Below are 22872 nucleotides of genomic sequence, written 5' to 3'. Positions count from 1 at the left end.
CCCGGCCGCCGCGATGGGGTACGCCGGGGGGCGGGTCGTGGCCGGGGCTCCGGCGCACGGTCCGGGGACCGTGTGTCCCCCGTCCCTGCGGATCGGTCGTCCCCCCTGACGCGCACCGGGTTTCCCCGACCGGCTGGAATACTCTATCGGTCGTCAACAGCCCGCACAGAGCCTCGCCGACATCTCGGGCAGCACGGCGTCCGGGGTCACGGTGACGGTGCGGGCCCGGGCCGGAGCGAGGAGCCGTCGGCCGGGCGGAGGGGCGGGGCGGCCCTCCGTCGGTGGCGGGACGCGGAGGTGCGGCGGTCCGTCGCGTGCCGGCCGGGGGCGGGCGCGGTCGGGGTCCCCGCGCGGTCGGTACGGCGAGGGTGCCGGAGGTGGACCGGCAGGACGGGAGGGTGTCGCGTGGCACGTTCGGACGACGCTGGGCCCAGGCCGCCGACGGCGGCCGGAGGCGATGTGTTCGCGGCCGACCGGGAGGTCGGCGCGGACCTCGCCCGGGTGGACTGGGCGGCGACTCCGCTCGGCCCGCCCGCCGGGTGGCAGCAGAGCCTGCGGACCGCGGTGAGCATCCTGCTCTCCTCCCGGTTCCCGATGTGGATGGCCTGGGGCGAGCGGCTGACGTTCTTCTGCAACGCCGCCTACCGGCGCGACACGCTGGGCAGCAAGTACCCGTGGGCGCTGGGACGTCCGGCGAACGAGGTGTGGGCGGAGATCTGGGACGACATCGGCCCGCGCATCGACTCGGTGCTCGGCACGGGCGAGGCCACCTGGGACGAGGGGCTGCTGCTGTTCCTGGAGCGGTCCGGCTACCCGGAGGAGACCTACCACACGTTCTCCTACAGTCCGCTGTGGGACGACGCCGGTGACGTGGTCGGCATGCTGTGCGTGGTCAGCGAGGACACCGAACGGGTGATCGGCGAGCGACGGATGGCCACGCTGCGCGACCTGGGGTCGGACCCGAGCGTCATCCGCACCGAGCAGGAGGTGCTGGCCTTCGTGGACCGGCAACTGGCCCGCAACCGGCGGGACCTGCCCTTCACCCTGACCTATCTCTTCGAGGAGGGGTCCGCCCGGCTCGCCGGCGCGGCCGGTGTCCCGGCCGGCCACCCGGCCGCGCCGGCGGTCTTCGCCGTCGACGCCCCGGACGCGGTGTGGCCGGTCGCGGCCCTGGCCGAGAGCGGGACGAGACTGGTGCCGCTCGCCGGTGACGCGTTCGCCGGCCTGCCCCGCGGGGACTGGCCCGAACCGCCCGTCCAAGCGCTCGTGGTGCCGCTGATCCAGCAGGGCGGCACGCCCTACGGCTTCCTGGTGGCGGCGCTCAACCGCTACCGCGAACTGGACGCGGGCTACCGCAGCTTCGTCGAACTGACCGCCGGTCACATCGCGTCCGGCATCGGCAGCGCCCGCAGCTACGAGGCACAGCAGCGGCGGGCGGAGGAACTGGCCGAGCTGGACCGGGCGAAGACCGCCTTCTTCTCCAACATCAGCCATGAGTTCCGCACCCCGCTCACGCTGATCATGGGGCCGGTCGAGGAGCTGCGCGGGCGGCTCACCGAGGCGGCCGACGGGCCGGTGCGGCAGGAACTCGACGTCGTCCACCGCAACGGGCTGCGGCTGGGCAAGCTGGTCAACACGCTGCTGGACTTCTCCCGCATAGAGGCCGGCCGGATGCAGGCCCGGTACGAGCCGGTGGACCTGGCCGAGGTGACGGCCGAGCTGGCCAGCGTCTTCCGCTCGGCGGTCGAGAGGGCTGGGCTGGACTACGACGTCGACTGCCGGTCGCCGGCCGAGCCGGTGTACCTCGACCGCGGCATGTGGGAGAAGGTGGTCCTCAACCTGCTCAGCAACGCCCTGAAGTTCACCTTCGAGGGCGGGATACGGGTCGGTGTGCGGGGTGAGGGCGCGCACGCCGTGGTCACCGTGGCCGACAGCGGCACGGGGGTGCCGGAGGCGGAGATGCCCCGGCTGTTCGAGCGGTTCCACCGCATCGAGAACGCCCGGTCCCGTTCCGGCGAGGGCAGTGGCATCGGGCTGGCCCTGGTGCAGGAGCTGGTGGGTCTGCACGGCGGCACCATCACCGCCGAGAGCACCGAGGGCGCGGGCACCCGCTTCACCATCCGGCTGCCGTACGGCAGCGCCCATCTGCCGGCCGAGTCGGTGGTGCCGGAGACGGGCGGTGCGATCGGCTTCGGGACCATCGAGTCCGGGACCATCGACTCGGGGACTATCGACTCCGGGACTATCGACTCCGGAACCAGTAACTCCGGAGCCATCGAGTCCGGAACCGTCGACTCGGGTACCGCCGGCTCCGGTACCGCCGGCTCCGGTGCCGCCGGCTCCGGTGCCACCGATTCCGGTACCGCCGGCTCCGGTGCCACTGATACCGGTACCGCCGCTCCGTACGTGCAGGAGGCGTTGCGCTGGCTGCCCGGAGACGGCTCCGGCACTCACTCCGGCGGGCCGGCCGGCGGCGCGGCGGCGGAGGCCGGGGGAAGTGCCGGCGCGCCGCGGGCCGCGGCGCCGGGGGGCCCGGCCCGGGTGCTCGTCGCCGACGACAACGCGGACATGCGCGAGTACCTGACGCGGATGCTCACCGGGGCGGGCTACGACGTCACCGCCGTCGCCGACGGTCTCGAGGCGTTCCGGTCCGTCCGCCGCGACGCCCCCGATCTCGTCGTCAGCGACGTGATGATGCCGGTTCTGGACGGCCTGGGGCTGGTGGGCAGGCTGCGCGCCGATCCGCGCACGGCCTCCGTGCCGGTGCTGCTGCTGTCGGCCCGGGCCGGGCAGGAGGCGTCGATCGAGGGCCTGCGGGCGGGCGCGGACGACTACCTGGTCAAGCCGTTCGCCGCCGCGGAGCTCCTCGCGCGGGTGCGGGCCAACGTGGAACTGGCGCGGCTGCGCACCCACCACGCCCGCTGGCGGACCGCGCTCGTCGACTCCCTCCAGGAGGCGTTCTTCGTCTGCGACGAGGCCGGGGCCGTCGTGGAGATCAACAGCGCGTTCGCCGACATCCTCGGCTACGGCCCGGAAGGCCTGCCGTACCCGTCGGTCCACCCGTGGTGGCCGGACGCCGCCGCCGATCCCGAGGCGCACCGGCGGACCCGGGAGGCGTTCGCCGGACTGCTGGAACGCGCCCGGGGCTCCTGCACCGTCCCGGTCAGCCACCGCGACGGCCACCGGCTGTGGGTGACGGTCACCTTCGCCCGGGTCGACGACCCCGACTCCGGGCGCGGCGTCACCGTCGGCACCTTCCGGGACGTCACCGCCGAGCACTACGCCGTCCAGCGCGAGACGGCGCTGGCCGCGCTGAGCACCTCCCTGTCCCTGGCGTCGAGCCTGCCGCAGGCGTTGTCGGGTGCCCTGGAGGAGCTGAAGGGGCTGTGGCGGGCCCGGGGTGTGATGGCCGCGGTCTTCGGCAAGGGGGCCGTGCCGGCGCTGACGGCGACGGAGCCGCCGCCGCGGTGGGAGGACCTGCCGGCCGCGTGGCGGGAGGCGCTGGCCGGTCTGCGCGACCGGACCCCGCTCACCCCCGTCGCCGAGGGCACCGGGGCCGGCGTCCTGCTGGAACACCCCGACGGCCCGCTGGTCCTCTGGATCGACCTGGGCGAACACCGGCCCTTCACCCGGGAGGACCACCTGCTGCTGTCGCTGCTGGCCGGACGGCTCGCGCAGGGGCTGGTGCGGGCGCACCAGATCGACCAGCAGCGGGAGACCGCGATCGCCCTGCAACGCGCCATCCTCGGTCCGTCGCGGCTGCCCGACGGCTTCGCGGTCCGCTACGAGCCCGCGACTCCGCCCCTGGAGGTGGGCGGCGACTGGTACGACGTCGTCACGCTGCCGGACGGACGGATCGGCATCGTCGTCGGCGACTGCGTCGGGCGCGGTCTGGAGGCGGCGACCGTCATGGGCCAGCTGCGCAGCGCCTGCCGTGCCCTCGTGCTCCAGTACTCCAGCCCCTCCCGGACGCTGATGGCGCTCGACCAGTTCGCCGCGGGCGTCACGGGCGCGATGTGCACCACCGTCTTCTGCGGCGTGCTCTCCCCCGAGACCGGGCTGCTGACCTACTCCAGCGCGGGGCACCCGCCGGGCATCCTCACCCACCCCGACGGCACGGTCCGGCTGCTGGACGACGGGCGTTCCCTCCCCCTCGCCGTACGTCCGGGCCGGCAGCGTCCGGAAGGCGAGTGCACACTGCCGGCGCGGGCCACGCTGCTGCTGTACACCGACGGGCTCGTCGAGCGCCGCCGGCGTTCGCTCAACGTCGGCATCGACCTGGCCGGCCGGGCGGTGCAGCAGGGCCGCAACGTGCCCGTCGACGAACTGGCCACGCAGGTGATGGCACAGCTCGCGCCGGCCGGGGGCTACGACGACGACGTGGCCCTGCTGCTCTACCGTCACCCTTCGCCGCTGGAGGTGACCTTCCCGGCCGAGTCGTCGCAGCTCGCGCCGGTCCGCAAGGCGTTGCGCGGCTGGCTCGCCCAGTGCGGCCTGCCGCCGAACACCGTGCAGAACGTCCTCGTCGCCGCCGGCGAGGCGTGTGCCAACGCCATCGAGCACGGCCACCGGAACGCCCCCGGGGAGGCGGTGCGCCTGCGCGCCGAGGTCTCCGGCGACGACCTGCGTCTGACGGTCGCCGACAGCGGCCGGTGGAAGACCCCGCGGCCCGAGCGCAACCCCCATCGCGGCCGGGGTGTCTCCCTGATGCGCGCCATGATGCAGCACGTCACCATCACGCCCGGCCCGTCCGGCACCACCGTCGACATGCAGATGAGGATCGCCTGATGACCACCCCTCTGATCCTCACTCCCGGCCGGAACCCGGACGGCACCGCCCGGCTCGTGGCCGCCGGGGAGATCGACATGAGCAACATCGGTTCCCTGGCGGACGCCCTCGACGCGACCTCCGGCCCCCTCGTCCTGGACCTGACCGCGGTGGAGTACCTGGACAGCGCCGGACTGAGCGTGCTCTTCGCGCACGCGGACCGCCTGGTGCTCGTCGTCACCCCGCTCCTGGAGCCCGTCCTGACCTTCTCGGGCCTCGCCGCGCTGACCACCGTCCGGGGCCCGGCCCCGGACGACGCGCCGCCGCGGTGACCGGGGCCGGGCGCGGTGCGGCGCGGCCGCGGGGCGGACCTCGGCGAGGGACCCGTCGAAGCGGGCGAAGGGGGTGCGGGTTCAGGCCTGGAGGAAGGGGGCGCTCATCGGGCGCCGCCCGCGACCGGTTCGGCGGCGGAGGCGGTGCCGGCCCCGGTGCCGAGGTCGGCGGAGGCGGTGCCGGCTCCCGGGCCGAGGTCGGCGGAGGCGAGCGGGATCGGCGTGAACATGGCCGGCTCCTCGTCGGGGGTGAGGGCGGTCGGGCCGTACACCCAGTCCGTGAAGCCGTAGTCGTAGGTGTCGCGCTCCGCCATGATCGCGTTGCGCTGGAGGCGCTCGGTGCCGTCGAGGTGCCACAGCTTGCCCCAGGCGCGGGCGGTCTCCACCACGCGGCGGCAGTGCTCGACGCGGACCGCCTCGTAGGCGGCGAGGGCGGCGTCCCAGTCGGGTACGGCGGTGGCCCCGGCGCCGGACTCCGCGCGCAGCCGGGCGACGTGCCGGGCGAGCACCCAGCCGTCCTCGATGGCCATGATCGCGCCCTGGGCCATGTACTGGAGCGGCGGGTGGGCGGCGTCGCCGAGCAGCACGATCCGGCCGTGCACCCAGGTCTCGACGGGGTTGCGGTCCAGCATCTGCCACCAGCGGTCGCGCCACATCAGCGGGATGCCCTTGCGCACGGTGTCGCAGGTGGGGGCGAACGCGGCGTCCAGCTCGTCCGGCGTGCCCCAGTCGTCCCGGCCGGCCAGCGCCTTCGGCGACTCGAACACGGCGACCTGGTTGAACATGTCGCCGCCGCGCAGGGCGTACTGCACGAAGTGGCAGCGGGGGCCGACGTAGACGGTGACGTCCTTCTCGGCGATGCCGTTGTCGCGCACCTTCTCGATGGGGACGGCGGCGCGGTAGGCGACGTAGTCGGAGCTGACGACGTCGTCGCCGACGAGCTGCCGGCGGGCGACGGAGTGCAGGCCGTCGGCGGCGACGACCAGCGGGGCGGACTCGCTGGTGCCGTCCTCCAGCCGGACCAGGGCGCCGCGCTCGGTGTGCTCGTAGCCGGTGACCGTCTTGTCGGTGACCAGCTCGACACCGGCACGGCGGCAGGCGCGCAGGAAAAGGCCGTGCAGGTCACTGCGGTGGATGACCATGTACGGGAACCCGTAGCGGCGTTCCAGGTCGCGCAGGTCGAGGCGGGTCAGCTCGCGGGCGTCGACGGCGTCGCGCATGACCATGTTCTCGGGGAGCACCCCGAGGTCCTTGGCCTCGTCGAGCAGGCCGTACTCGTGGAGGATGCGGGTGCAGTTGGGGGCGATCTGGATGCCGGCGCCGACCTCGCCGAACTCCTTGGCCCGTTCGAGGACGCGCACGCGCAGCCCCTGGCGGGCGAGGGCGAACGCGGAGCTGAGACCGCCGATGCCGCCGCCGACGATGAGGACGTCGGGCTGGTCGCCGGTGGAAGGGGTGGCAGGGTTCATCGTCTTTCCTCGATCGAGTCGCGTGGGTCGTCGGCGGCGTTGCCGTCGACTCGGCGGTGCCCGTCGGGCGGCGGGCGCGTCGAAGGGCGGGGCCGTCGGAGCGGGGAGGCGTACGACGGCGCGGGCGCCGGCGCCGGTGCGCGGGTGCACGGGTGCGGCGCGGCGCGGCGGGCTGTCGCCGGGCGGGGGCCGGTGCCCCCGGGTGACCGGCGGTGGGTGGGCGGCCCGGCGCGGACCGGGGCCCTGGGTGGGCAGGTGGGTTCCGGACGGCCGGCCGGCGGTCCGTCAGGAGATCGCCGGCCGGTCCGCGCGGGTACAGGGCCGCGTGGCGACGGCGTGGCCCTCGCCGGAGTCGGCCCGGACGTCCGGGGCCGGCGGGGAGCCGGCCCGGACGCGGCGGGTCAGAGCCAGGGGCCGATCTCCGGCGCGGGCGCGCCGGCGGCGGTGGTCAGGGCGTGGGCCCGTCCGGTGAGGTAGGCCGTGACCTGGAACAGGGGGCCGGCCAGCACGGTCGGGGTGCCCTCGCCGGGCAGTTCCCAGCTGTCCGCGGTGTCGGTGGCGTCCAGCCGCAGGGCGGGCCCGGCGGTGTTCTGGGAGCGCTTGCCGACGACGTCGTCGCAGAGGGCGGCGAGGAAGCCGTCCGGCAGGTCGGCGAAGGAGAGGCCGGTGCCGAGGTCGACCGCGTGGACGCACACCTCGCGCGAGCGCATCCAGGGCAGCTCGGTCGCGGGGACGGTGCGGCCCTGGACGGTGACGACCTCGTTGTCCCACTGCGCGTCGTCGAGGGCGGCGGTGGACGCGGCCAGTTCGCCGGCGGAGCGGCGCAGCCATTCGGTCAGCTCGGCGGCCGGGAGGACGGAGCCCTTCTCGATCCCGGCGGCACGCTCGTCGGGTGAGGCGTACATCGGGGTCGGCTCGCCGGTGGCGGCCCAGTGGACCAGGTTGCCCAGGGCGTCGGCGTTGGCGGCGACGTGGGCGATCACGTTGCCCCGGCTCCAGCCGGGCAGCGCGCTGGGCGCGGCGATCGCGGCGTCGTCCACTCCGGCGGCGCTGAGGAACAGCTCGGTGCCGAGGCGTTCCCAGGCGCGGGCGTCGTCGAAGGTGCGGGCGGGGCGGCCCATCAGACCGCACCCTCCTTGACGACCTTGTTCTCCAGGCGGCCGATGCCCTCGACCTCGGTGACGACGGTCTCGCCGCCGAGCAGGTAGCGCGAGGGCTTGCGGGCGTGGCCGACGCCGCCGGGGGTGCCGGTGGCGATGACGTCGCCGGGGTTCAGGCGGATGACCGTCGACACGTACTCGACCAGCGCGACCGGGTCGAAGAGCAGGTCGCCGGTGTTGTCGGACTGCATGACCTCACCGTCGACGGTCAGCCTGACGTCGAGGGCGGGGCGGACGCCGCCGGGCAGGTCGTCCGGGGTGACCAGGTAGGGGCCGACGGGGGTGGAGGAGTCCCACATCTTGCCCTGGAGCCACTCACGGGTGCGGAACTGCCAATCGCGGCAGGTGATGTCGTTCAGGACGGTGAAGCCGGCGATGGCCGCCTCGGCCTCGGCGCCCCGGGCGCGGCGCACCTGCTTGCCGACGACGACCGCGAGCTCGACCTCCCAGTCGAACTCCTCCGTCTCCTCGGGGCGCAGGATGTCGTCGCCCGCGCCGATCAGACAGTCGGCGAACTTGGCGAACAGGGTGGGGTGCTCGGGCAGGTCGCGGCCCATCTCCTGGATGTGGTTGCGGTAGTTGAGGCCGACGCACACCACCTTGGAGGGAGCCGGCACGACCGGCGCGAAGTCGGCGTCCGCGACGGCATAGGTGGCGGCGCCCCCGGCGGTGACGGCGGCGGCGCGCTCGGCCCAGCCGTCCTCGGCCAGCAGTGCGCCCACATCGGGGACCCCGAGGTCGACCAGGACGTCACCGTCGAGCCGGACGGCCCGGGTGGTGCCTTCGGTACGGATGGTCGCGAGCTTCATCGGGTGGTTCCTTCCACATGGGTACGGTCGAGGCGCAGCGCTTCGAAGATCGGGGAGTCGCTGAAGCGGAACAGGTCCAGCGCTCCGGAGTCGGAGTCGGTGGCGCCCGCCTCGGAGCGGACCGAGAACGGCTGCCAGGACGGCACGACGAACAGGTCGCCCCGGGTGACCGACCAGGAGGTGTCGCCGACGGTGACCGTGCCGGAGCCGTCGAACACCTGGTAGACCGAGGAGCCGGTCTCCTTCGCCGGGGCGGTCTCGGTGCCGCGGGCGACGCGGTGCATCTCGGCGCGGATCGTGGGCAGCACGTCGGCGCCGGTCGACGGGTCGGTGAACCGGACGGCGGCGTGACCGCGTTCGACGGTGCCGCCGAAGCCCTCGGCCTCCAGGGCGAGCTGGTCGGCCAGGGCGCGGTCGGTGTGCTCCCAGCGGTACGCCAGCAGCGGGGAGCCGGGGGTGGGTTCGCCCGCGGCGACGGGACGCAGGCCGGGGTGGCCCCACAGGCGCTCGGCGCGCGACCGGTCGGGAGTGATGCGCTCGGCGTCGCTGATCTCGTCGCGGCCGAACTCGAAGAACTGGGCCTCGGAGGCGTACTGGAAGGGGATGTCCAGGCCGTCGATCCACGCCATGGGCTCGGCGGTGGCGTTGTGGTGGGCGTGCCAGTTCCAGCCCGCCTGCGGCAGGAAGTCGCCGCGCCGCATGGCGACCGGGTCGCCGCCGACGACCGTCCACACGCCCTCGCCCTCGACGACGAAGCGGAAGGCGTGCTGGGTGTGCCGGTGCTCGGGCGCGTCCTCGCCGGGCATCAGGTGCTGGATGGCGGCCCAGAGGGTCGGGGTGGCGAAGGGCCGGCCGCCGAGCGACGGGTTGGCCAGGGCGATGGCGCGGCGCTCGCCGCCCCGGCCCACCGGGACCAGCTCGCCGGCCTGGGCGGCGAGCGCGCGCAGCTGCTCCCAGCGCCACAGGTGCGGCACGGCCCGCGAGCGCGGGTGGGCGGGCATCAGGTCGCCGATCTCGGTCCACAGCGGGACGAGGAGTTCCTGTTCGAAGCCCCGGTACAGGTCTTCCAGTGCCGGGGTGACCTCGGGCTGGCCCGGCGCCGAGACGGCTTCCAGGCGGACGGGGGAGCCCGTGGCGATGTCGGGTGCGAAGGAGGTGTCGGTCACGGGCCCAGAGTGCGCCGCGTTCACCTGGAAGACATGTAGATTCTGGAGGACAGAACGAAGCGGGGGGCGAGCGGAACCGGGAGGCCGCGTTGGACAAGCCGCTGAAGAACCCGCCGCCGTACGCCATCAGCAGCGTCGACCACGCCCTGCGGGCCGCGGCGATGCTCCAGCTGGAGGGCGGGCTGACCGTGTCGCAGGTCGCCGAGCGCCTCGGGGTGGCCCGGTCGACCGCGCACCGGCTGCTGGCGATGCTCGTGTACCGGGACTTCGCCGTGCAGGACGAGCAGCGGGTCTACCGGGCGGGTCCCGTCCTGGAGCTGGCCGCGCACTCGCAGTCGCAGGTGTCCCGGCTGCGCGCGGTCGCCCTGCCGCATCTGCACCGGCTGGTGGGCCTGCTGGAGGAGACCGCCAACCTGACGATCCGCACCGGGGACACCGCCCGGTTCATCGCCAGCGTGGAGTGCGCGCAGTCGCTGCGGGTGGGGTCCCGCGAGGGCATGGTCTTCCCCGCGCACCGCACGACCGCCGGTCTGCTGCTGCTCGCGGAGCTGACCGAGGACGAGCTCCGGGAGGTGTACGCCGTCGAGCGCTACCACGACCGGCCCGGCGAGCGGCCCGACCTCGCGGCGCTCGCCACGGACCTGGAGCGGGCGCGCCGCGGCGGGTTCGTGGTGAACCAGGACCGCTCCGAACGGGGTCTGGTGGCCGTCGGCGTACCGGTGCGCGGCACGGACGGGGTGGCCCTGGCGGGGGTGTCGGTGTCGATGCCGGGCGTGCGCTACGACCCGGGCCGCCTCCAGTCCCTGGTCGCGACCCTGAACGCGGCCGCCCGCGGTGTCGAGGACGACCTGGCCGCGGGCTGACCCGAGACCCGAACGGGCCGCGCGGGCGGACGGGCGGTCACCGCTCCAGGGGCTCGCGAACGACGGTGGCCCGCCGGGAGCGCCACACATGGCCGATGCCGGCGCCCGGAGGGGGCTCCGGGTCCTCCGGGGCTGGTGGCACGAACCGTCAGGGGTCGATCAGACCTGCCCGGATGGCGTAGCGGGTGAGTTCGAGACGGTCGCGCATGCCCAGCTTCTGGAGGAGGTTGGCGCGGTGCCGCTCGACCGTCTTCGCGCTGATGAAGAGGAGCACGCCGATCTCCTTCGACGTGTGGCCCTCGGCGACCAGTTTGAGGATCTCCTCCTCGCGTTCGGTGATGGGCCGCTCGGGCAGCCCCTCGATGCCGTCCCCCCGGTGCAGCCGCTCGAGGTAGGAGCGTACGAGCGCCCGTTCCGCTCCCGGGTAGATGAAGGGCTCGTCGCGCATGACCGCCCGGCACGCCTCGACGAGGTCGCGGTCGGCGACCGACTTCAGGACGTAGCCGCCGGCGCCGGCCCTGAGGGCCTCGAAGAAGTACTGCTCGTTGTCGTACATGGTGAGGATGAGGATGCGCAGGCCGGGGAGGCGGCGGGAGAGTTCCCGGGCCGCCTGGAGCCCGGTGGTGCGGGGCATCGCGATGTCGAGGACGGCCAGGTCGATGTCGCCGGCCCGGGCCCGCTCGACGGCCTCGGCCCCGTCCCCGGCCTCGGCCACGACCGTCAGGTCCGGTTCACCGTCGAGGATGAGCCGCACGCCCCGGCGCACCAGCGTGTGGTCGTCGGCGAGCAGCACACGGACCGGCGGGGCCGGAGGCACAGGCGGGACACGAGGTGCCGAGGCGGCTTGGGGAGCGGGCGCGGGCGGAGGAGTCGGCGCGGGCGGAGGAGCGGGCGAGGGCGGAGGAGCGGGCGAGGGCGGAGACACCGGCGGAGCGGGCGAGGGCGGAGACACCGGCGGAGCGGGCGAGGCCGGAGACACCGGCGGAGCCGGCCGGGCCGGAGATGCCGACGCGACGAGAGGAGCCGCCGCGGCCTGCGGAGCAGACGCAGGCGGCGGAGCAGACCTAGGCGGCGGAGCGGACGCGGCCGGCGGAGCAGACGGGAGCGGCAGAGCGGACGCGAGCGGCAGAGCGGACGCGAGCGGCAGAGCGGACGCGAGCGGCAGAGCGGACGGGAGCGGCGGTGTCGCGTGGGTCATCGGCGGCCGCCGGGTGTGGCCGCGGGGCGGTCGCGCAGGGCGGCGGCTCGGAACCGGCCCACCCCACGGCCGACGGCTCGGATGCCGCAGGCCGAGTCGGCGGGAAGCCACCCCTCGGTGCCGGTCCGCGGCCCCTCCCCGAGCCTTGCTCCCGGCCCCTCCCCGAGCGTTGATCCCGGCCCCTCCCCGGTCACGGTCCCTGAGCCCTCCCCGGTCACTGCCCCCGGCCCCTGCCCGCTCCCGGTCCGCCCGATCCGCAGCCGTACGTCCGTCCCGCCCTCGGCGCCGGGTGCGAGGGTGAGCGTGGCTCCGACCAGCAGGGCGCGTTCGCGCATGCCGCGGATGCCGGAGCCCTCGGCCGCAGGGCCGAGACCGGTGCCGTTGTCCCGGACGAGGAGTTCCACACCGCCGGCGACCGGGCGGAGGCTGAGGTCGGCGCGGTCGGCGCCGGAGTGCCGGGCGGTGTTGGTGAGGGCCTCCTGGGCGACGCGGTACAGCACCAGTTCCGTCTCCTCGGTCAGCGGGGGCAGGCCGCCGCGCAGGTCGCGCCGGACCGTCAGCCCGTGGGTGGTGAACTCGGCCGCGAGGGAGCGCAGGGCGCTCGTCAGCCCGAGTTCGTCGAGGACGCCGGGGCGCAGGCGCCGGGCGATGCGGCGGATCTCGTCGAGGCCGTCGCGGGTGGCCTCCTGCGCCTGGCCCACCTCCTCGCGCAGTCCCTCCGGGACGCGGTCGGCGACACGCTTGAGCTGGAGGAGCACGGCGGTGAGGGTCTGGCCGACCTCGTCGTGGAGTTCCCGGGCGATGCGGTGGCGCTCGCGTTCCTGCGCGGAAAGGGCCCGCGCGGCGCTGGTGGCGCGCTCGGCCTCCAGCCGGTCGAGCATGGCGTTGTAGGTCGTGATCAGTTCGGCCGTCTCCACCGGCCCGGAGACGACGGCCCTGGCCCCGGGGTGCAGCAGGTCGGCGTCGGCCATGGCCCGGCCCAGCCGCCCCAGCGGGGCCAGACCGACGCGCAGGACGACCGCGTTGACGGCGAGCAGCGCGGCCAGGCCCGCCACCACGACCAGCACCTCGCCGGGCAGCACGGGCGTGGAGACGGTGATCGGCCCGAGGAGCAGCGCGGTGGCCACGACGAGGCCGGCGGCGTTGAGGGCGAAGATCCGCCAGAACAGCGACACGTGCGCGGATCCTCCTCTCCCGGGCCCCGCAGTCCGCCGGGTCCTCGTCCATGGCACCGCCGTGACCAGCCTCTCCGTCCTGCACCGACCCTGTCCATCCGTCGCGACACCCATGTCGCCACCGTACGGGGGGATGGCAGCATGGCTGCTCCGGGCACCCGTGGGCGGTCGGCCGCGACGGGATCCCGGCCCCGGGAACACGACCCCACCGGCACCACGTCGACCACGACGTCGGCCCTCACTTCCACAAGGAGAAGAAACGTGTCTGCTCCGCGTCTTCGCACGACCCCGCTGCCAGGGATCGGCGTCCAGTACGACCTCGTGACGCGGGAGCAACGGCACCTGTCCGTGGTGGCGCACCGCGACGGCAACCGGACGGTGAGCGTGTACCGCGCCGACGACCCGGACTCCTGCGCGCAGTCCCTGCGGCTGACCGGCTCCGAGGCGGGCGCGCTGATCGACGCGCTCAAGCCCTCCCACCACAGCGCGAGCCTCCTGTACACCACGGACCTGGGACTGGTCGCCGAACGCGTGGAGGTGACCGCGACCTCGCGCTGGAACGGGCGGCTGCTGGGCGACACCCGGATGCGCACGGAGACCGGCGCCTCGATCGTGGCGGTGCTGCGGCGGGCCGAGGCCATCCCGTCACCGGCGCCGGACTTCCGGCTGGCGGGCGGCGACACCCTCATCGTCATCGGCACCCGTGAGGGCGTGGACGCGGCCGCGGCGATACTCGGGCGGGGGTGAACCGGTGCATTCCTCCGCCGTCCTGCTGATCGAGTTCGGTTCCATCATCCTGGGCCTCGGCCTGCTCGGCCGGTTCGCGGCCCGTTTCCAGTTCTCGCCCATCCCCCTGTACCTGCTGGCCGGTCTGGCCTTCGGTGAGGGCGGCCTGCTGCCGCTCGGCGCGAGCGAGGAGTTCGTGGCCATCGGCGCCGAGATCGGCGTCATCCTGCTGCTGCTCATGCTCGGCCTGGAGTACACGGCGAGCGATCTGGTCTCCAACCTCAAGGCGCACTACCCGTCCGGTCTCGTGGACTGCGCCCTGAACGCCCTGCCGGGTGCGGCCGCCGCGCTGCTGCTCGGCTGGGGGCCGGTGGCCGCCGTGGTCCTCGCCGGCGTCACCTGGATCTCGTCGTCCGGGGTGATCGCCAAGGTCCTGGGCGACCTGGGCCGGGTCGGGAACCGGGAGACCCCGGTGATCCTGAGCGTCCTCGTGCTGGAGGACCTGGCGATGGCGGTCTACCTGCCGATCGTCACCGCGCTGGTCGCGGGGGTCGGTTTCGCGGCCGGCAGCGTGACCCTGGCGATCGCGCTGGGCGTCGCGGGTCTCGTGCTGTTCGCGGCGGTGCGCTACGGCCGGGTCATCTCCCGGTTCGTGTCGAGCGACGACCCGGAGAAGCTGCTGCTCGTCGTCCTGGGCCTGACGATCCTGGTCGCCGGCGTGGCGCAGCAGCTCCAGGTGTCGGCGGCGGTGGGCGCCTTCCTGGTGGGCATCGCGCTGTCCGGGGAGGTCGCCGAGGGCGCGCACACCCTGCTCAGCCCGCTGCGCGACCTGTTCGCCGCCGTCTTCTTCGTCTTCTTCGGGCTGCACACGGATCCGGCGAGCATCCCGCCGGTCCTGCTGCCGGCCCTCGCGCTGGCCGTCGTCACCGCGGCGACGAAGATCGCCACCGGCTACTGGGCGGCCCGGCGTGCCGGGATCTCGGTCCGGGGCCGCTGGCGCGCGGGCGGGGCGCTGGTGGCGCGCGGCGAGTTCTCGATCGTCATCGCCGGGCTGGCAGTCACCGCCGGCATCGAGCCCTCGCTGGGCCCGCTGGCGACGGCGTACGTCCTGATCCTGGTCGTCGTGGGACCGCTCACCGCCCGCTACACGGAACCGCTGGCGTCGTGGTGGACCCGGCGGCGGGGCACGCCCCCGGGCCCGGCGCGGCCGCCGGCCGAGGTAGGGGCCGGATCCCGCGTCGGGGACTGACGGCAGGCGGGCCCGTCCGGACGCCGGGCGGGCCCGCCCCGCAGTCCCGGCAGTCCTGGCAGCCCCAGTGGGCACTGCGAACGCGGGGGGGGCGCGGCGGGCGGTACGCGCGTCCCCCGCCCCTCAGTCCGCCCCGCCCGGAACCCACCCCTGGCGCCGCAGCACCGCCGACACGTCCGGGGCCTCGTAGTGCTCGCCCTTGAGGACCTTGCCGTCGTCACGGCGGGCGATCCGGCCGTCGGGGCCCCGTTTGGTCATGTTGGAACGGTGGATCTCGGCTATCACCGCGTCGAGGTCGATGCCGTGCACCAGGGCCGTCCCGTAGGCGACGTAGACGACGTCGGCCAGCTCGTGCGCCAGCCGGTCCAGCGGGCCGCTCACCGAGACCTCGGCGACCTCGGCGGCCTCCTCGGCGAGCAGCTCCCCGCGGTGCGCGGCGAGCCGGGGCGACACCTCCGTGGGCGTACTGCGGACGTCGAGCCCGCAGGCTCGGTGGAACTCACGGACCAGGTCGGCGGGCGAGGAACTCATGCACCGACTGTAGCGACGCCCACCGACACCCCCGCCCTCGACCGTCCGCCGCCCTCCCGCGGCGGGGTGTGAGCCCCTCCCCGGCAACCGCCGGAGTGTGATCCCCTCCCCGGCCGGTCCAGCGGATGTGAGCCCCTGCCAGGTCGGTCCGGGACGTGTGGACCCCGCCCGGTCGGTCCCCTGCGCATGAACCCCGCCCTGGCCAGTCCCCGTCCCGGCCTGGCAGGATCGCGCTCATGTCCAAGGCGCTCCCCCCTGTCGGCAGGCGCCGGGCCTTCCAGGGCGCGGCCGCCGGCGTCGTCGTGCTCGGGCTGCTGCTGTGGTGGCTGCTGCCCCTGGGCGAGGATCCGCCGAGCGGATCGATCACCTTCAGCACGGGCACGACGAGCGGCGTCTACTACGAGTACGGCACCCGTCTGCGCACCGAGCTCGCCGAGGACATGCCCGGCCTCGACGTGAACCTGACGACGAGCAACGGATCGCAGGAGAACGTCGCGCGCGTGGCGGAGGGCCGCGCGGACTTCACCATCGCCGCGGCCGACGCGGTCGCCACGTACGAGGCGCAGTACCCCGGCTCGGCCGCCCGGCTGCGCGGTGTGGCCCGGCTGTACGACGACTACGTCCAGCTCGTCGTGCCGCGCGACTCGGACGTCCGGTCCGTCGCCGACCTGAAGGGGAGGACGGTCGCCACGGGCCTGCCCCGCTCGGGTGTGCGGCTGATCGCCAACCGGGTGCTCAAGGCGGCGGGCCTGGACCCGGCGAAGGACCTCAGCGCGGTGTCGGAGGGCATCGACACCGGGCCGGAGCAGCTGAAGCAGGGCACGATCGACGCGTTCTTCTGGTCCGGCGGGGTGCCGACTGCCGGGCTGGAGAAGCTGGCGGACGGATTCAGCTTCCGGTTCGTGCCGATCGACGCCGCGCTGGTCGCCAGGATGCACGAGCAGGACGACACCACGGGCTACTACCGGGCCACCAACATGCCCGAGTCGGCCTACCCCACCATCCAGAACGGCGCCACCGTGGCGACGATCGCGGTGTCCAACCTGCTGATGACCCGCACGGACACCGATGCCCGGCTCACCGAGTGGCTGACCCGGACCGTGATCAAGAGCCGGGACGGCATCGGTGCGCACGTCCACTCCGCCCAGCTGGTCGACCTGCGCACCGCCATCTACACCGACCCGCTCGACCTGCACGAGGGCGCACGACGCTACTACCGGTCCGTCAAGCCGTAGCCCGGCCGGTCCAGCCGTAGACCTAGCCGCAGACCGGCCGGTCCAGCCGTAGGCCGGCCGTGGACGCACCCGCCCCCCGGCCGGCTCAGGCCACGGGCCGCGACCGCGGCACCGACACCGTCACCCTCAGCCCGGTGGGCTCGTGGCGGTCGTAGGACAGCGAACCGCCGCCGGCCGCGAGCAGGGCCCGGGAGATGGACAGGCCGAGGCCGGAGCCCTTGATGTTCTGGTGGCGGCCGCTGCGCCAGAACCGGTCGCCGACGCGCGCGAGCTCCTCGTCGGTCAGACCGGGTCCGTTGTCCGTGACGACGACGGTGGAGGTCTCGCCGTCGGCCGCGACCGCCACCTCCACGCTCTCTCCCTCCGGGGTGAACTTCACCGCGTTGTCGATCACCGCGTCCAGGGCGCTGGACAGGGTGACCGGGTCGGCCCAGGCCGTGGTGGGCGGGCAGTCGCCCAGCAGGCGGACGCCCTTGGCCTCGGCCGTGGGCGCCCAGGCCGCGACGCGCTCGGCGGCCAGCGCGCCGATGTCGGTGACCCGCAGGTCGGCCTCGCTGTGCTCGGCCAGGGCGAGGTCGAGCAGGTCGTCCAGGACCTGGGCGAGGCGCTTTCCCTCGTTCTGGACGGAGGCGATCTCCTCGTTGCCCTCGGGGAGTTCGTAGGCGAGCAGTTCGATGCGCAGCAGCAGCGCCGCGAGCGGGTTGCGCAACTGGTGGGAGGCGTCGGCGACGAAGGCGCGCTGCTGCTCCAGCACGTCCTCGACGTTGTCGGCCATCTCGTTGAACGACCTGGCCAGGCGTCTGAGTTCCGGCGGGCCGCTGGCGACCGCGACCCGGGACTTCAGACGGCCGCTCGCGATGGCGTGGGTGGTGGTGTCCAGGACGCGTACGGGCTTGAGCACCCAGCCGGTCAGCTGGAGGGCCGCCCCTATGGCGAGCAGCATCGCGGCGATCTCGCCCGCGCCGATCACCAGCCACCCGTGCAGGATCCGCGACCGCATCGCACCGGTGGGCGAGTCGGTCACGACGACGGCGACGACGTCACCGTCGCGGATCACCGGGGACGCCACCACCAGGCGGTTGCGCTGCCACGGCCACACCTGCCGCGGGTCATGGCTCCGGCGGCTGAGGAAGGCCTCCTCGTACGCGTCCCTGACCTCACCCGTCTCGGGCAGGTACCAGTCCCTCGGGGCGTGGGCCATGGGGGTGTCGCTGCGGTAGAAGACACCGGCGCGGATGCCGTAGACCTCGTAGTAGCTGGTCAGCTCGCGGCCGAGGGTCACGCGCCGCTCGTCGTTGGACGTGGACGCCTCGCCGGAGCCGGCGGTCGGGGTGGTGACGAACTGGGCGAGGGCCGCGAACCGCGCGGTGTCGTCGATACGGTCCACGACGACCTTCTGCTGCTGGGCGCCGGCCACGCTGACGGCCAGGGGCACGCCCAGCGCGAGCAGCACGGCCGCCATGAGCACGATGAGCAGCGGCAGGAGACGTGTGCGCAACGGTCCCCGCTACCCGGCCGGGGCGACGAGCCGGTAGCCGACGCCGCGTACGGTCTCGATCAGCGCGGGCATGCGCAGCTTGGCCCGCAGGGAGGCGACGTGCACCTCCAGGGTGCGCCCCGTCCCCTCCCAGCTGGTGCGCCACACCTCGCTGATGATCTGCTCCCGGCGGAAGACGACGCCGGGGCGCTGCGCGAGCAGGGCCAAGAGGTCGAACTCCTTGCGGGTGAGCTGGACCACCGTCCCGTCCACGGTGACGCGCCGGGTGGGCAGTTCGATCCGCACCGGCCCGAGGCCGAGCGCGCCCTCGCCGGCCTCGGCCGGGTCCTCCGGGACGGTGCGCCGGCTGACGGCGTGGATCCGGGCGAGGAGCTCCCCGGTGTCGTAGGGCTTCACCACGTAGTCGTCGGCGCCGAGGTTGAGGCCGTGGATGCGCGAGCGCACGTCGGAGCGGGCCGTCACCATGATGACCGGGGTGGAGGTGCGTTTGCGGATCTTGCCGCAGACCTCGTAGCCGTCCTGGTCGGGCAGGCCGAGGTCGAGCAGGACGACGCCGAAACCGGGGCCTTCCGGGACCAGCGCGCGGAGCGCCTCCTCGCCGCTGCGCGCGTGGGTGACGTCGAAACCGTGCCGCCTCAGGACCGCGGACAGCGCGGCGGCGACATGGTTGTCGTCCTCGACGAGCAGCAGCCTCATCCCGGCCCCCTTCGGTTCATCGGTCGTACGGCCCGGCCCGGTAGACCCGGTCGTGCACCCGGGGCGTGCGGTTCCGCGCGCGACAGCGGTGCGCACTCGCGTGCGCACCATGGCAGTCACGCTGATGGACGAGGACGCCGTCAAGTGCGTTCCGGTTGCGCGCCGCTTCCGTTATCCGGCCGATACGCGCGCTGATCACCAGTGCTACGACACGTGTCCGATTGCTATCGGATCGTGATGCTCAGATCTTTCTCAGATGTAATGACGCTGGTCGAGACTGGTTACTACTGTCCTCCGAAACCGAGGAGGACGGAGCCTGAGAGCGATGACCGAAGTATCGGTGGCCAAGGAAGACGCGGCCGCGCCCGGCGAACTGGTCGTCCTGAAGAGCGTCAACAAGCACTACGGCGCGTTGCACGTTCTCCAGGACATCGATCTGACGATCGAGCGCGGTGAGGTCGTCGTGGTCATCGGACCCTCCGGGTCCGGGAAGTCCACCCTGTGCCGCACCATCAACCGCCTGGAGACGATCGACGCGGGGACGATCACCATCGACGGGAAGCCGCTGCCCCAGGAGGGCAAGGCGCTGGCCCGGCTGCGCGCCGACGTCGGCATGGTCTTCCAGTCCTTCAACCTGTTCGCGCACAAGACGGTGCTCGAGAACGTGATGCTGGGGCAGGTCAAGGTCCGCAGGACCGACAAGAAGCAGGCCGCGGAGCGGGCCCGCGAGCTGCTGGACCGGGTCGGCGTGGGCACCCAGGCCGACAAGTACCCCGCGCAGCTGTCCGGCGGCCAGCAGCAGCGCGTCGCGATCGCGCGGGCGCTGGCCATGGAACCGAAGGTCATGCTCTTCGACGAGCCGACCTCCGCCCTGGACCCGGAGATGATCAACGAGGTGCTGGAGGTCATGCAGCAGCTCGCCCGGGACGGCATGACCATGATCGTCGTGACCCATGAGATGGGCTTCGCCCGGTCGGCCGCGAACCGCGTGGTGTTCATGGCGGACGGCCGCATCGTCGAACAGGCCGCGCCCGACCAGTTCTTCAGCAACCCGCGCAGCGACCGCGCCAAGGACTTCCTGTCGAAGATCCTGCACCACTGACGCGCCCCGGCGCGCCCGACGACCTGCGTCACCCGCCTTTCGACGGCCCGTAACCCTTCGTCACCCGAAGGCACCACCCAAAGGAAGTTCACCATGAAGCTTCGCAAGGTCACCGCCGCCTCGGCCGCCGTCCTCGCCCTCGCCCTGTCCGCCACCGCGTGCGGCGGCGACGACAAGGACGCCTCCAGCGGCTCCGGGTCCAGCGGCGGCGAGAAGATCAAGATCGGCATCAAGTACGACCAGCCCGGTATCGGCCTGAAGGAGCCGGACGGTTCCTTCTCCGGTTTCGACGTCGACGTGGCGACGTACGTGGCGAAGGAGCTCGGCTACGACGCGGACCAGATCGAGTTCGTCGAGACCAAGAGCGCCGACCGCGAGAACGCGCTCGCCCGTGGCGACGTAAAGTTCATCGTGGCCTCGTACTCGATCAACGACGAGCGCAAGCAGAAGGTCGACTTCGCGGGCCCGTACCTGCTGGCCCACCAGGACCTGCTGGTCAAGGCGGACGCCGACATCGCCAAGGGCGCGGACCTCAACGGCAAGAACCTGTGTTCCGTGACCGGCTCGACCTCGGCGCAGAACGTCAAGGACAAGATCGCGCCGAAGGCCAACCTGCGTGAGTACAGCGGCTACTCGGAGTGCGTCGCCGGTCTCCAGAGCGGCGCGGTCGACGCGCTGACCACGGACGACTCGATCCTCGCGGGCTTCGCCGCGCAGGACAAGTACAAGGGCCAGTTCAAGCTGGTGGGCGAGAAGCTCAGCAACGAGAACTACGGCATCGGCGTCAAGAAGGGCGACACCGCCACCGTCGACAAGATCAACACCGCGCTGGAGAAGATGGTCTCCGACGGCTCCTGGGAGAAGGCGGTCGACGCCAACTTCGGCCCGGCGAACTACGAGAACGAGCCGGCGCCGAAGATCGGTGTCGTCGTCAAGTAAGGCGTCGTCACATGAGGCGTCCTCCGCACGCCATGCGGCATTCGCTGCCGTAGGTCCGGCCGGCGCCCTCCCGTCGTCCGCCCGAGGGGCGGGCCGACGGGAGGATGCCGACCGGACCCGGAATCCCGCGGCCGACGTGGGGTTCCGCGGGCGCGCCGCCGTCCGCCGCGATCACGGCGGCGGCGCGTCCGCCCTCCCTCCACGTACGCCACACACCCGGAAGCGCGGGAGATCGTGTTCGACTTTCTTGAAGGCTACGACGTCCTCGCGGCGTTCTGGATGACGGTCCAGCTGACCCTCCTCTCCGCCGTCGGCTCCCTGGTCTGGGGCACCCTGCTGGCCGCGATGCGGGTCAGCCCGGTCCCGCTGATGCGCGGGTTCGGCACCGCCTACGTCAACATCGTCCGGAACATCCCCCTGACCGTCATCATCGTGTTCACCTCGCTCGGCCTCGCCGACATCTTCGGCATGACGATGGGCGCGGCCGACGACTTCAAACTCCAGGGCTTCCGTCTCGCGGTGCTCGGTCTGGTCGCCTACACCGCGGCCTTCGTCTGCGAGGCGATCCGGTCCGGCATCAACACCGTGCCGCTCGGCCAGGCCGAGGCGGCGCGCGCGATCGGGCTGAGCTTCACCCAGACGCTGTCGCTCATCGTGCTGCCGCAGGCGTTCCGCTCGGTCATCGGCCCCCTGGCCAACGTCCTGATCGCCCTGACCAAGAACACCACGGTGGCGGCCGCGATCGGCGTGGCCGAAGCCGCCTACCTGATGAAGGAGATGATCGAGAACGAGGCCCAGACGGTGGCCATCGGCGCGGTCTTCGCCTTCGGTTTCGTGGTCCTGACCCTTCCCACCGGCCTGCTGCTCGGCTGGCTCGGCAAGCGACTGGCGGTGAAGCGATGAGCTCGGTCCTCTACGACACCCCCGGACCGCGCGCCCGGCGGCGCAACGTCCTCCTCTCGGTCCTCTTCGTGGTCCTCCTGGTCCTGGCGCTGTGGTGGATCTGGCAGAAGATGGACGACAAGAAGCAGCTCGAATGGGCGCTGTGGGAGCCGTTCACCACCTCCCAGGCATGGACGACCTACCTGCTGCCCGGCCTCGGCGACACCCTGAAGGCCGCGGCGCTCTCCATGGTCATCGCCCTCCCGCTGGGCGCGTTCTTCGGCATCGCCCGTATGTCCGACCACCGCTGGGTGCGCGTCCCGGCCGGCGTGGTGGTCGAGTTCTTCCGGGCCATCCCGGTGCTGCTGCTGATGCTGTTCGCCAACGAGTTCTACGTCCGCTCCACGGGCGTCAGCAGCGAGGACCGGCCCCTGTACGCCGTCGTCACCGGCCTGGTGCTGTACAACGCCTCGGTCCTCGCCGAGGTCGTCCGGGCCGGCATCCTCGCCCTGCCCAGGGGCCAGACGGAGGCCGCGTACGCGATCGGTCTGCGCAAGGGCCAGACGATGACCAGCATCCTGCTGCCGCAGGCGGTCACCGCGATGCTGCCGGCCATCGTCAGCCAGCTCGTGGTCATCGTGAAGGACACCGCGCTGGGCGGCGTGATGCTCGGGTTCACCGAGCTGCTGAACGCGCGCAGCACGCTGGCGGCCAACTACGCCAACGTCGTCCCCAGCTTCATCGTCGTGGCGATCATCTTCATCGTCCTGAACTTCCTCCTCACCTCCTTCGCCTCCTGGCTGGAGGGCCGCCTGCGGCGCAGCAAGCGCGGCACGGGCGCGGTGCTCGGCGCCGAGGACGTCGACGACATCAACGCGGCGGAGGTCGGCGGCCTCCACGGGGCGGGCCAGGCCGACAAGGCCTGACGCGCACTCAGGCGGCGTGACCTGTACGGAGGCAGTGGCGTGCTCGCCACTGCCTCCGTCGCTTGACGCAAGCGGTGGCAATGGGTTGCATACGTTCTGTGATCGTGCACCCTGCTCCAACCTCTTGTTCACCCACGTCCCTGAGGACA

Annotated in this window: 18 protein-coding genes and 1 pseudogene; 10 read left to right on the top strand and 9 right to left on the bottom strand. The window is 73.2% G+C overall.

Features of this window, described 5'->3' with window-relative positions; translation table 11 throughout:
- Window positions 1-405 precede the first annotated feature (405 nt).
- Window positions 406-4788: a SpoIIE family protein phosphatase gene (locus tag ACZ3KJ_RS30770; protein WP_467531770.1), complete on the top strand. Its 4383-nt coding sequence runs from the start codon at window positions 406-408 to the stop codon at window positions 4786-4788.
- Window positions 4788-5099 carry an STAS domain-containing protein gene (locus tag ACZ3KJ_RS30765; protein ID WP_467531769.1) on the top strand — a complete coding sequence of 104 codons (312 nt, stop codon included), beginning with the start codon at window positions 4788-4790 and terminating at the stop codon, window positions 5097-5099. The genes ACZ3KJ_RS30770 and ACZ3KJ_RS30765 overlap by 1 nt, the downstream gene beginning before the upstream one ends.
- 104 nt (window positions 5100-5203) lie before the next feature.
- On the opposite strand, the gene ACZ3KJ_RS30760 is transcribed toward ACZ3KJ_RS30765, so the two are convergent.
- From ACZ3KJ_RS30760 to ACZ3KJ_RS30745, 4 genes are all read right to left on the bottom strand, one after another.
- Complete coding sequence (locus tag ACZ3KJ_RS30760; protein ID WP_467531768.1) at window positions 5204-6568, bottom strand: FAD-dependent oxidoreductase; 1365 nt, start codon at window positions 6566-6568, stop codon at window positions 5204-5206.
- A gap of 401 nt (window positions 6569-6969) precedes the next feature.
- Window positions 6970-7689, bottom strand: coding sequence for a maleylpyruvate isomerase family mycothiol-dependent enzyme (locus ACZ3KJ_RS30755; protein WP_467531766.1), 720 nt, complete (start codon window positions 7687-7689; stop codon window positions 6970-6972).
- The gene (locus tag ACZ3KJ_RS30750) at window positions 7689-8537 is read right to left on the bottom strand and encodes a fumarylacetoacetate hydrolase family protein (RefSeq protein ID WP_467531765.1); all 849 of its coding nucleotides are present in this window, start codon (window positions 8535-8537) and stop codon (window positions 7689-7691) included. Before ACZ3KJ_RS30750 ends, ACZ3KJ_RS30755 begins: the two co-directional genes overlap by 1 nt.
- Window positions 8534-9703, bottom strand: a complete 1170-nt coding sequence (locus ACZ3KJ_RS30745; RefSeq protein WP_467531764.1) for a cupin domain-containing protein — start codon at window positions 9701-9703, stop codon at window positions 8534-8536. The genes ACZ3KJ_RS30750 and ACZ3KJ_RS30745 overlap by 4 nt, the downstream gene beginning before the upstream one ends.
- 89 nt (window positions 9704-9792) lie before the next feature.
- On the opposite strand from ACZ3KJ_RS30745, the gene ACZ3KJ_RS30740 reads away from it, so the two are divergent.
- A complete protein-coding gene (locus ACZ3KJ_RS30740; protein ID WP_467531763.1) occupies window positions 9793-10566 on the top strand; it encodes an IclR family transcriptional regulator in 774 nt (257 codons plus the stop codon).
- Between the two features lie 148 nt (window positions 10567-10714).
- Here the strand turns inward: ACZ3KJ_RS30740 and ACZ3KJ_RS30735 are convergent, their stop codons facing one another.
- Entirely contained in the window at window positions 10715-11383 is a 669-nt protein-coding gene (locus ACZ3KJ_RS30735) for a response regulator transcription factor (RefSeq protein ID WP_467531761.1), read from the bottom strand.
- 611 nt (window positions 11384-11994) lie between these two features.
- Window positions 11995-12939: pseudogene (locus ACZ3KJ_RS30730) on the bottom strand (sensor histidine kinase); the annotation flags it as partial.
- 261 nt (window positions 12940-13200) lie between these two features.
- Here ACZ3KJ_RS30730 and ACZ3KJ_RS30725 point away from each other — a divergent pair.
- Together ACZ3KJ_RS30725 and ACZ3KJ_RS30720 are read left to right on the top strand one after the other, a co-directional pair.
- Window positions 13201-13686 carry a cation:proton antiporter regulatory subunit gene (locus ACZ3KJ_RS30725; protein ID WP_401696894.1) on the top strand — a complete coding sequence of 162 codons (486 nt, stop codon included), beginning with the start codon at window positions 13201-13203 and terminating at the stop codon, window positions 13684-13686.
- Between the two features lie 4 nt (window positions 13687-13690).
- Window positions 13691-14914: a cation:proton antiporter gene (locus tag ACZ3KJ_RS30720; protein ID WP_467531759.1), complete on the top strand. Its 1224-nt coding sequence runs from the start codon at window positions 13691-13693 to the stop codon at window positions 14912-14914.
- Window positions 14915-15037: 123 nt separating this feature from the next.
- On the opposite strand, the gene ACZ3KJ_RS30715 is transcribed toward ACZ3KJ_RS30720, so the two are convergent.
- A complete protein-coding gene (locus ACZ3KJ_RS30715) occupies window positions 15038-15445 on the bottom strand; it encodes a pyrophosphohydrolase domain-containing protein (RefSeq protein WP_467531758.1) in 408 nt (135 codons plus the stop codon).
- Window positions 15446-15681: 236 nt separating this feature from the next.
- On the opposite strand from ACZ3KJ_RS30715, the gene ACZ3KJ_RS30710 reads away from it, so the two are divergent.
- Entirely contained in the window at window positions 15682-16680 is a 999-nt protein-coding gene (locus ACZ3KJ_RS30710; protein WP_467531756.1) for a TAXI family TRAP transporter solute-binding subunit, read from the top strand.
- 85 nt (window positions 16681-16765) lie between these two features.
- Here the strand turns inward: ACZ3KJ_RS30710 and ACZ3KJ_RS30705 are convergent, their stop codons facing one another.
- Both ACZ3KJ_RS30705 and ACZ3KJ_RS30700 read right to left on the bottom strand, forming a co-directional pair.
- Window positions 16766-18178: a sensor histidine kinase gene (locus ACZ3KJ_RS30705; RefSeq protein ID WP_467531754.1), complete on the bottom strand. Its 1413-nt coding sequence runs from the start codon at window positions 18176-18178 to the stop codon at window positions 16766-16768.
- Window positions 18179-18187: 9 nt separating this feature from the next.
- Window positions 18188-18874 carry a response regulator transcription factor gene (locus ACZ3KJ_RS30700; protein WP_467531753.1) on the bottom strand — a complete coding sequence of 229 codons (687 nt, stop codon included), beginning with the start codon at window positions 18872-18874 and terminating at the stop codon, window positions 18188-18190.
- A gap of 325 nt (window positions 18875-19199) precedes the next feature.
- Here ACZ3KJ_RS30700 and ACZ3KJ_RS30695 point away from each other — a divergent pair, with 325 nt between their 5' ends.
- From ACZ3KJ_RS30695 to ACZ3KJ_RS30680, 4 genes are all read left to right on the top strand, one after another.
- Window positions 19200-19976 carry an amino acid ABC transporter ATP-binding protein gene (locus ACZ3KJ_RS30695; protein WP_467531751.1) on the top strand — a complete coding sequence of 259 codons (777 nt, stop codon included), beginning with the start codon at window positions 19200-19202 and terminating at the stop codon, window positions 19974-19976.
- Between the two features lie 93 nt (window positions 19977-20069).
- Window positions 20070-20915 carry a glutamate ABC transporter substrate-binding protein gene (locus ACZ3KJ_RS30690; RefSeq protein ID WP_467531750.1) on the top strand — a complete coding sequence of 282 codons (846 nt, stop codon included), beginning with the start codon at window positions 20070-20072 and terminating at the stop codon, window positions 20913-20915.
- 234 nt (window positions 20916-21149) lie between these two features.
- Window positions 21150-21818: an amino acid ABC transporter permease gene (locus ACZ3KJ_RS30685; protein WP_467531748.1), complete on the top strand. Its 669-nt coding sequence runs from the start codon at window positions 21150-21152 to the stop codon at window positions 21816-21818.
- Complete coding sequence (locus tag ACZ3KJ_RS30680) at window positions 21815-22723, top strand: amino acid ABC transporter permease (RefSeq protein WP_467531747.1); 909 nt, start codon at window positions 21815-21817, stop codon at window positions 22721-22723. The genes ACZ3KJ_RS30685 and ACZ3KJ_RS30680 overlap by 4 nt, the downstream gene beginning before the upstream one ends.
- Window positions 22724-22872: the final 149 nt, after the last annotated feature.

Source organism: Streptomyces sp. NPDC003248 (assembly GCF_055563235.1).
The sequence above is the reverse complement of the archived record's forward strand: the minus strand, read 5'-3'. Positions and strand labels throughout refer to the sequence as shown.

Coding starts and splice junctions, on each gene's coding strand:
- ACZ3KJ_RS30715 (WP_467531758.1), bottom strand. CDS start 15,445: ATGAGTTCCTCGCCCGCCGACCTGGTCCGTGAGTTCCACCGAGCCTGC.
- ACZ3KJ_RS30710 (WP_467531756.1), top strand. CDS start 15,682: ATGTCCAAGGCGCTCCCCCCTGTCGGCAGGCGCCGGGCCTTCCAGGGC.
- ACZ3KJ_RS30755 (WP_467531766.1), bottom strand. CDS start 7,689: ATGGGCCGCCCCGCCCGCACCTTCGACGACGCCCGCGCCTGGGAACGC.
- ACZ3KJ_RS30700 (WP_467531753.1), bottom strand. CDS start 18,874: ATGAGGCTGCTGCTCGTCGAGGACGACAACCATGTCGCCGCCGCGCTG.
- ACZ3KJ_RS30690 (WP_467531750.1), top strand. CDS start 20,070: ATGAAGCTTCGCAAGGTCACCGCCGCCTCGGCCGCCGTCCTCGCCCTC.
- ACZ3KJ_RS30765 (WP_467531769.1), top strand. CDS start 4,788: ATGACCACCCCTCTGATCCTCACTCCCGGCCGGAACCCGGACGGCACC.
- ACZ3KJ_RS30695 (WP_467531751.1), top strand. CDS start 19,200: ATGACCGAAGTATCGGTGGCCAAGGAAGACGCGGCCGCGCCCGGCGAA.
- ACZ3KJ_RS30680 (WP_467531747.1), top strand. CDS start 21,815: ATGAGCTCGGTCCTCTACGACACCCCCGGACCGCGCGCCCGGCGGCGC.
- ACZ3KJ_RS30760 (WP_467531768.1), bottom strand. CDS start 6,568: ATGAACCCTGCCACCCCTTCCACCGGCGACCAGCCCGACGTCCTCATC.
- ACZ3KJ_RS30750 (WP_467531765.1), bottom strand. CDS start 8,537: ATGAAGCTCGCGACCATCCGTACCGAAGGCACCACCCGGGCCGTCCGG.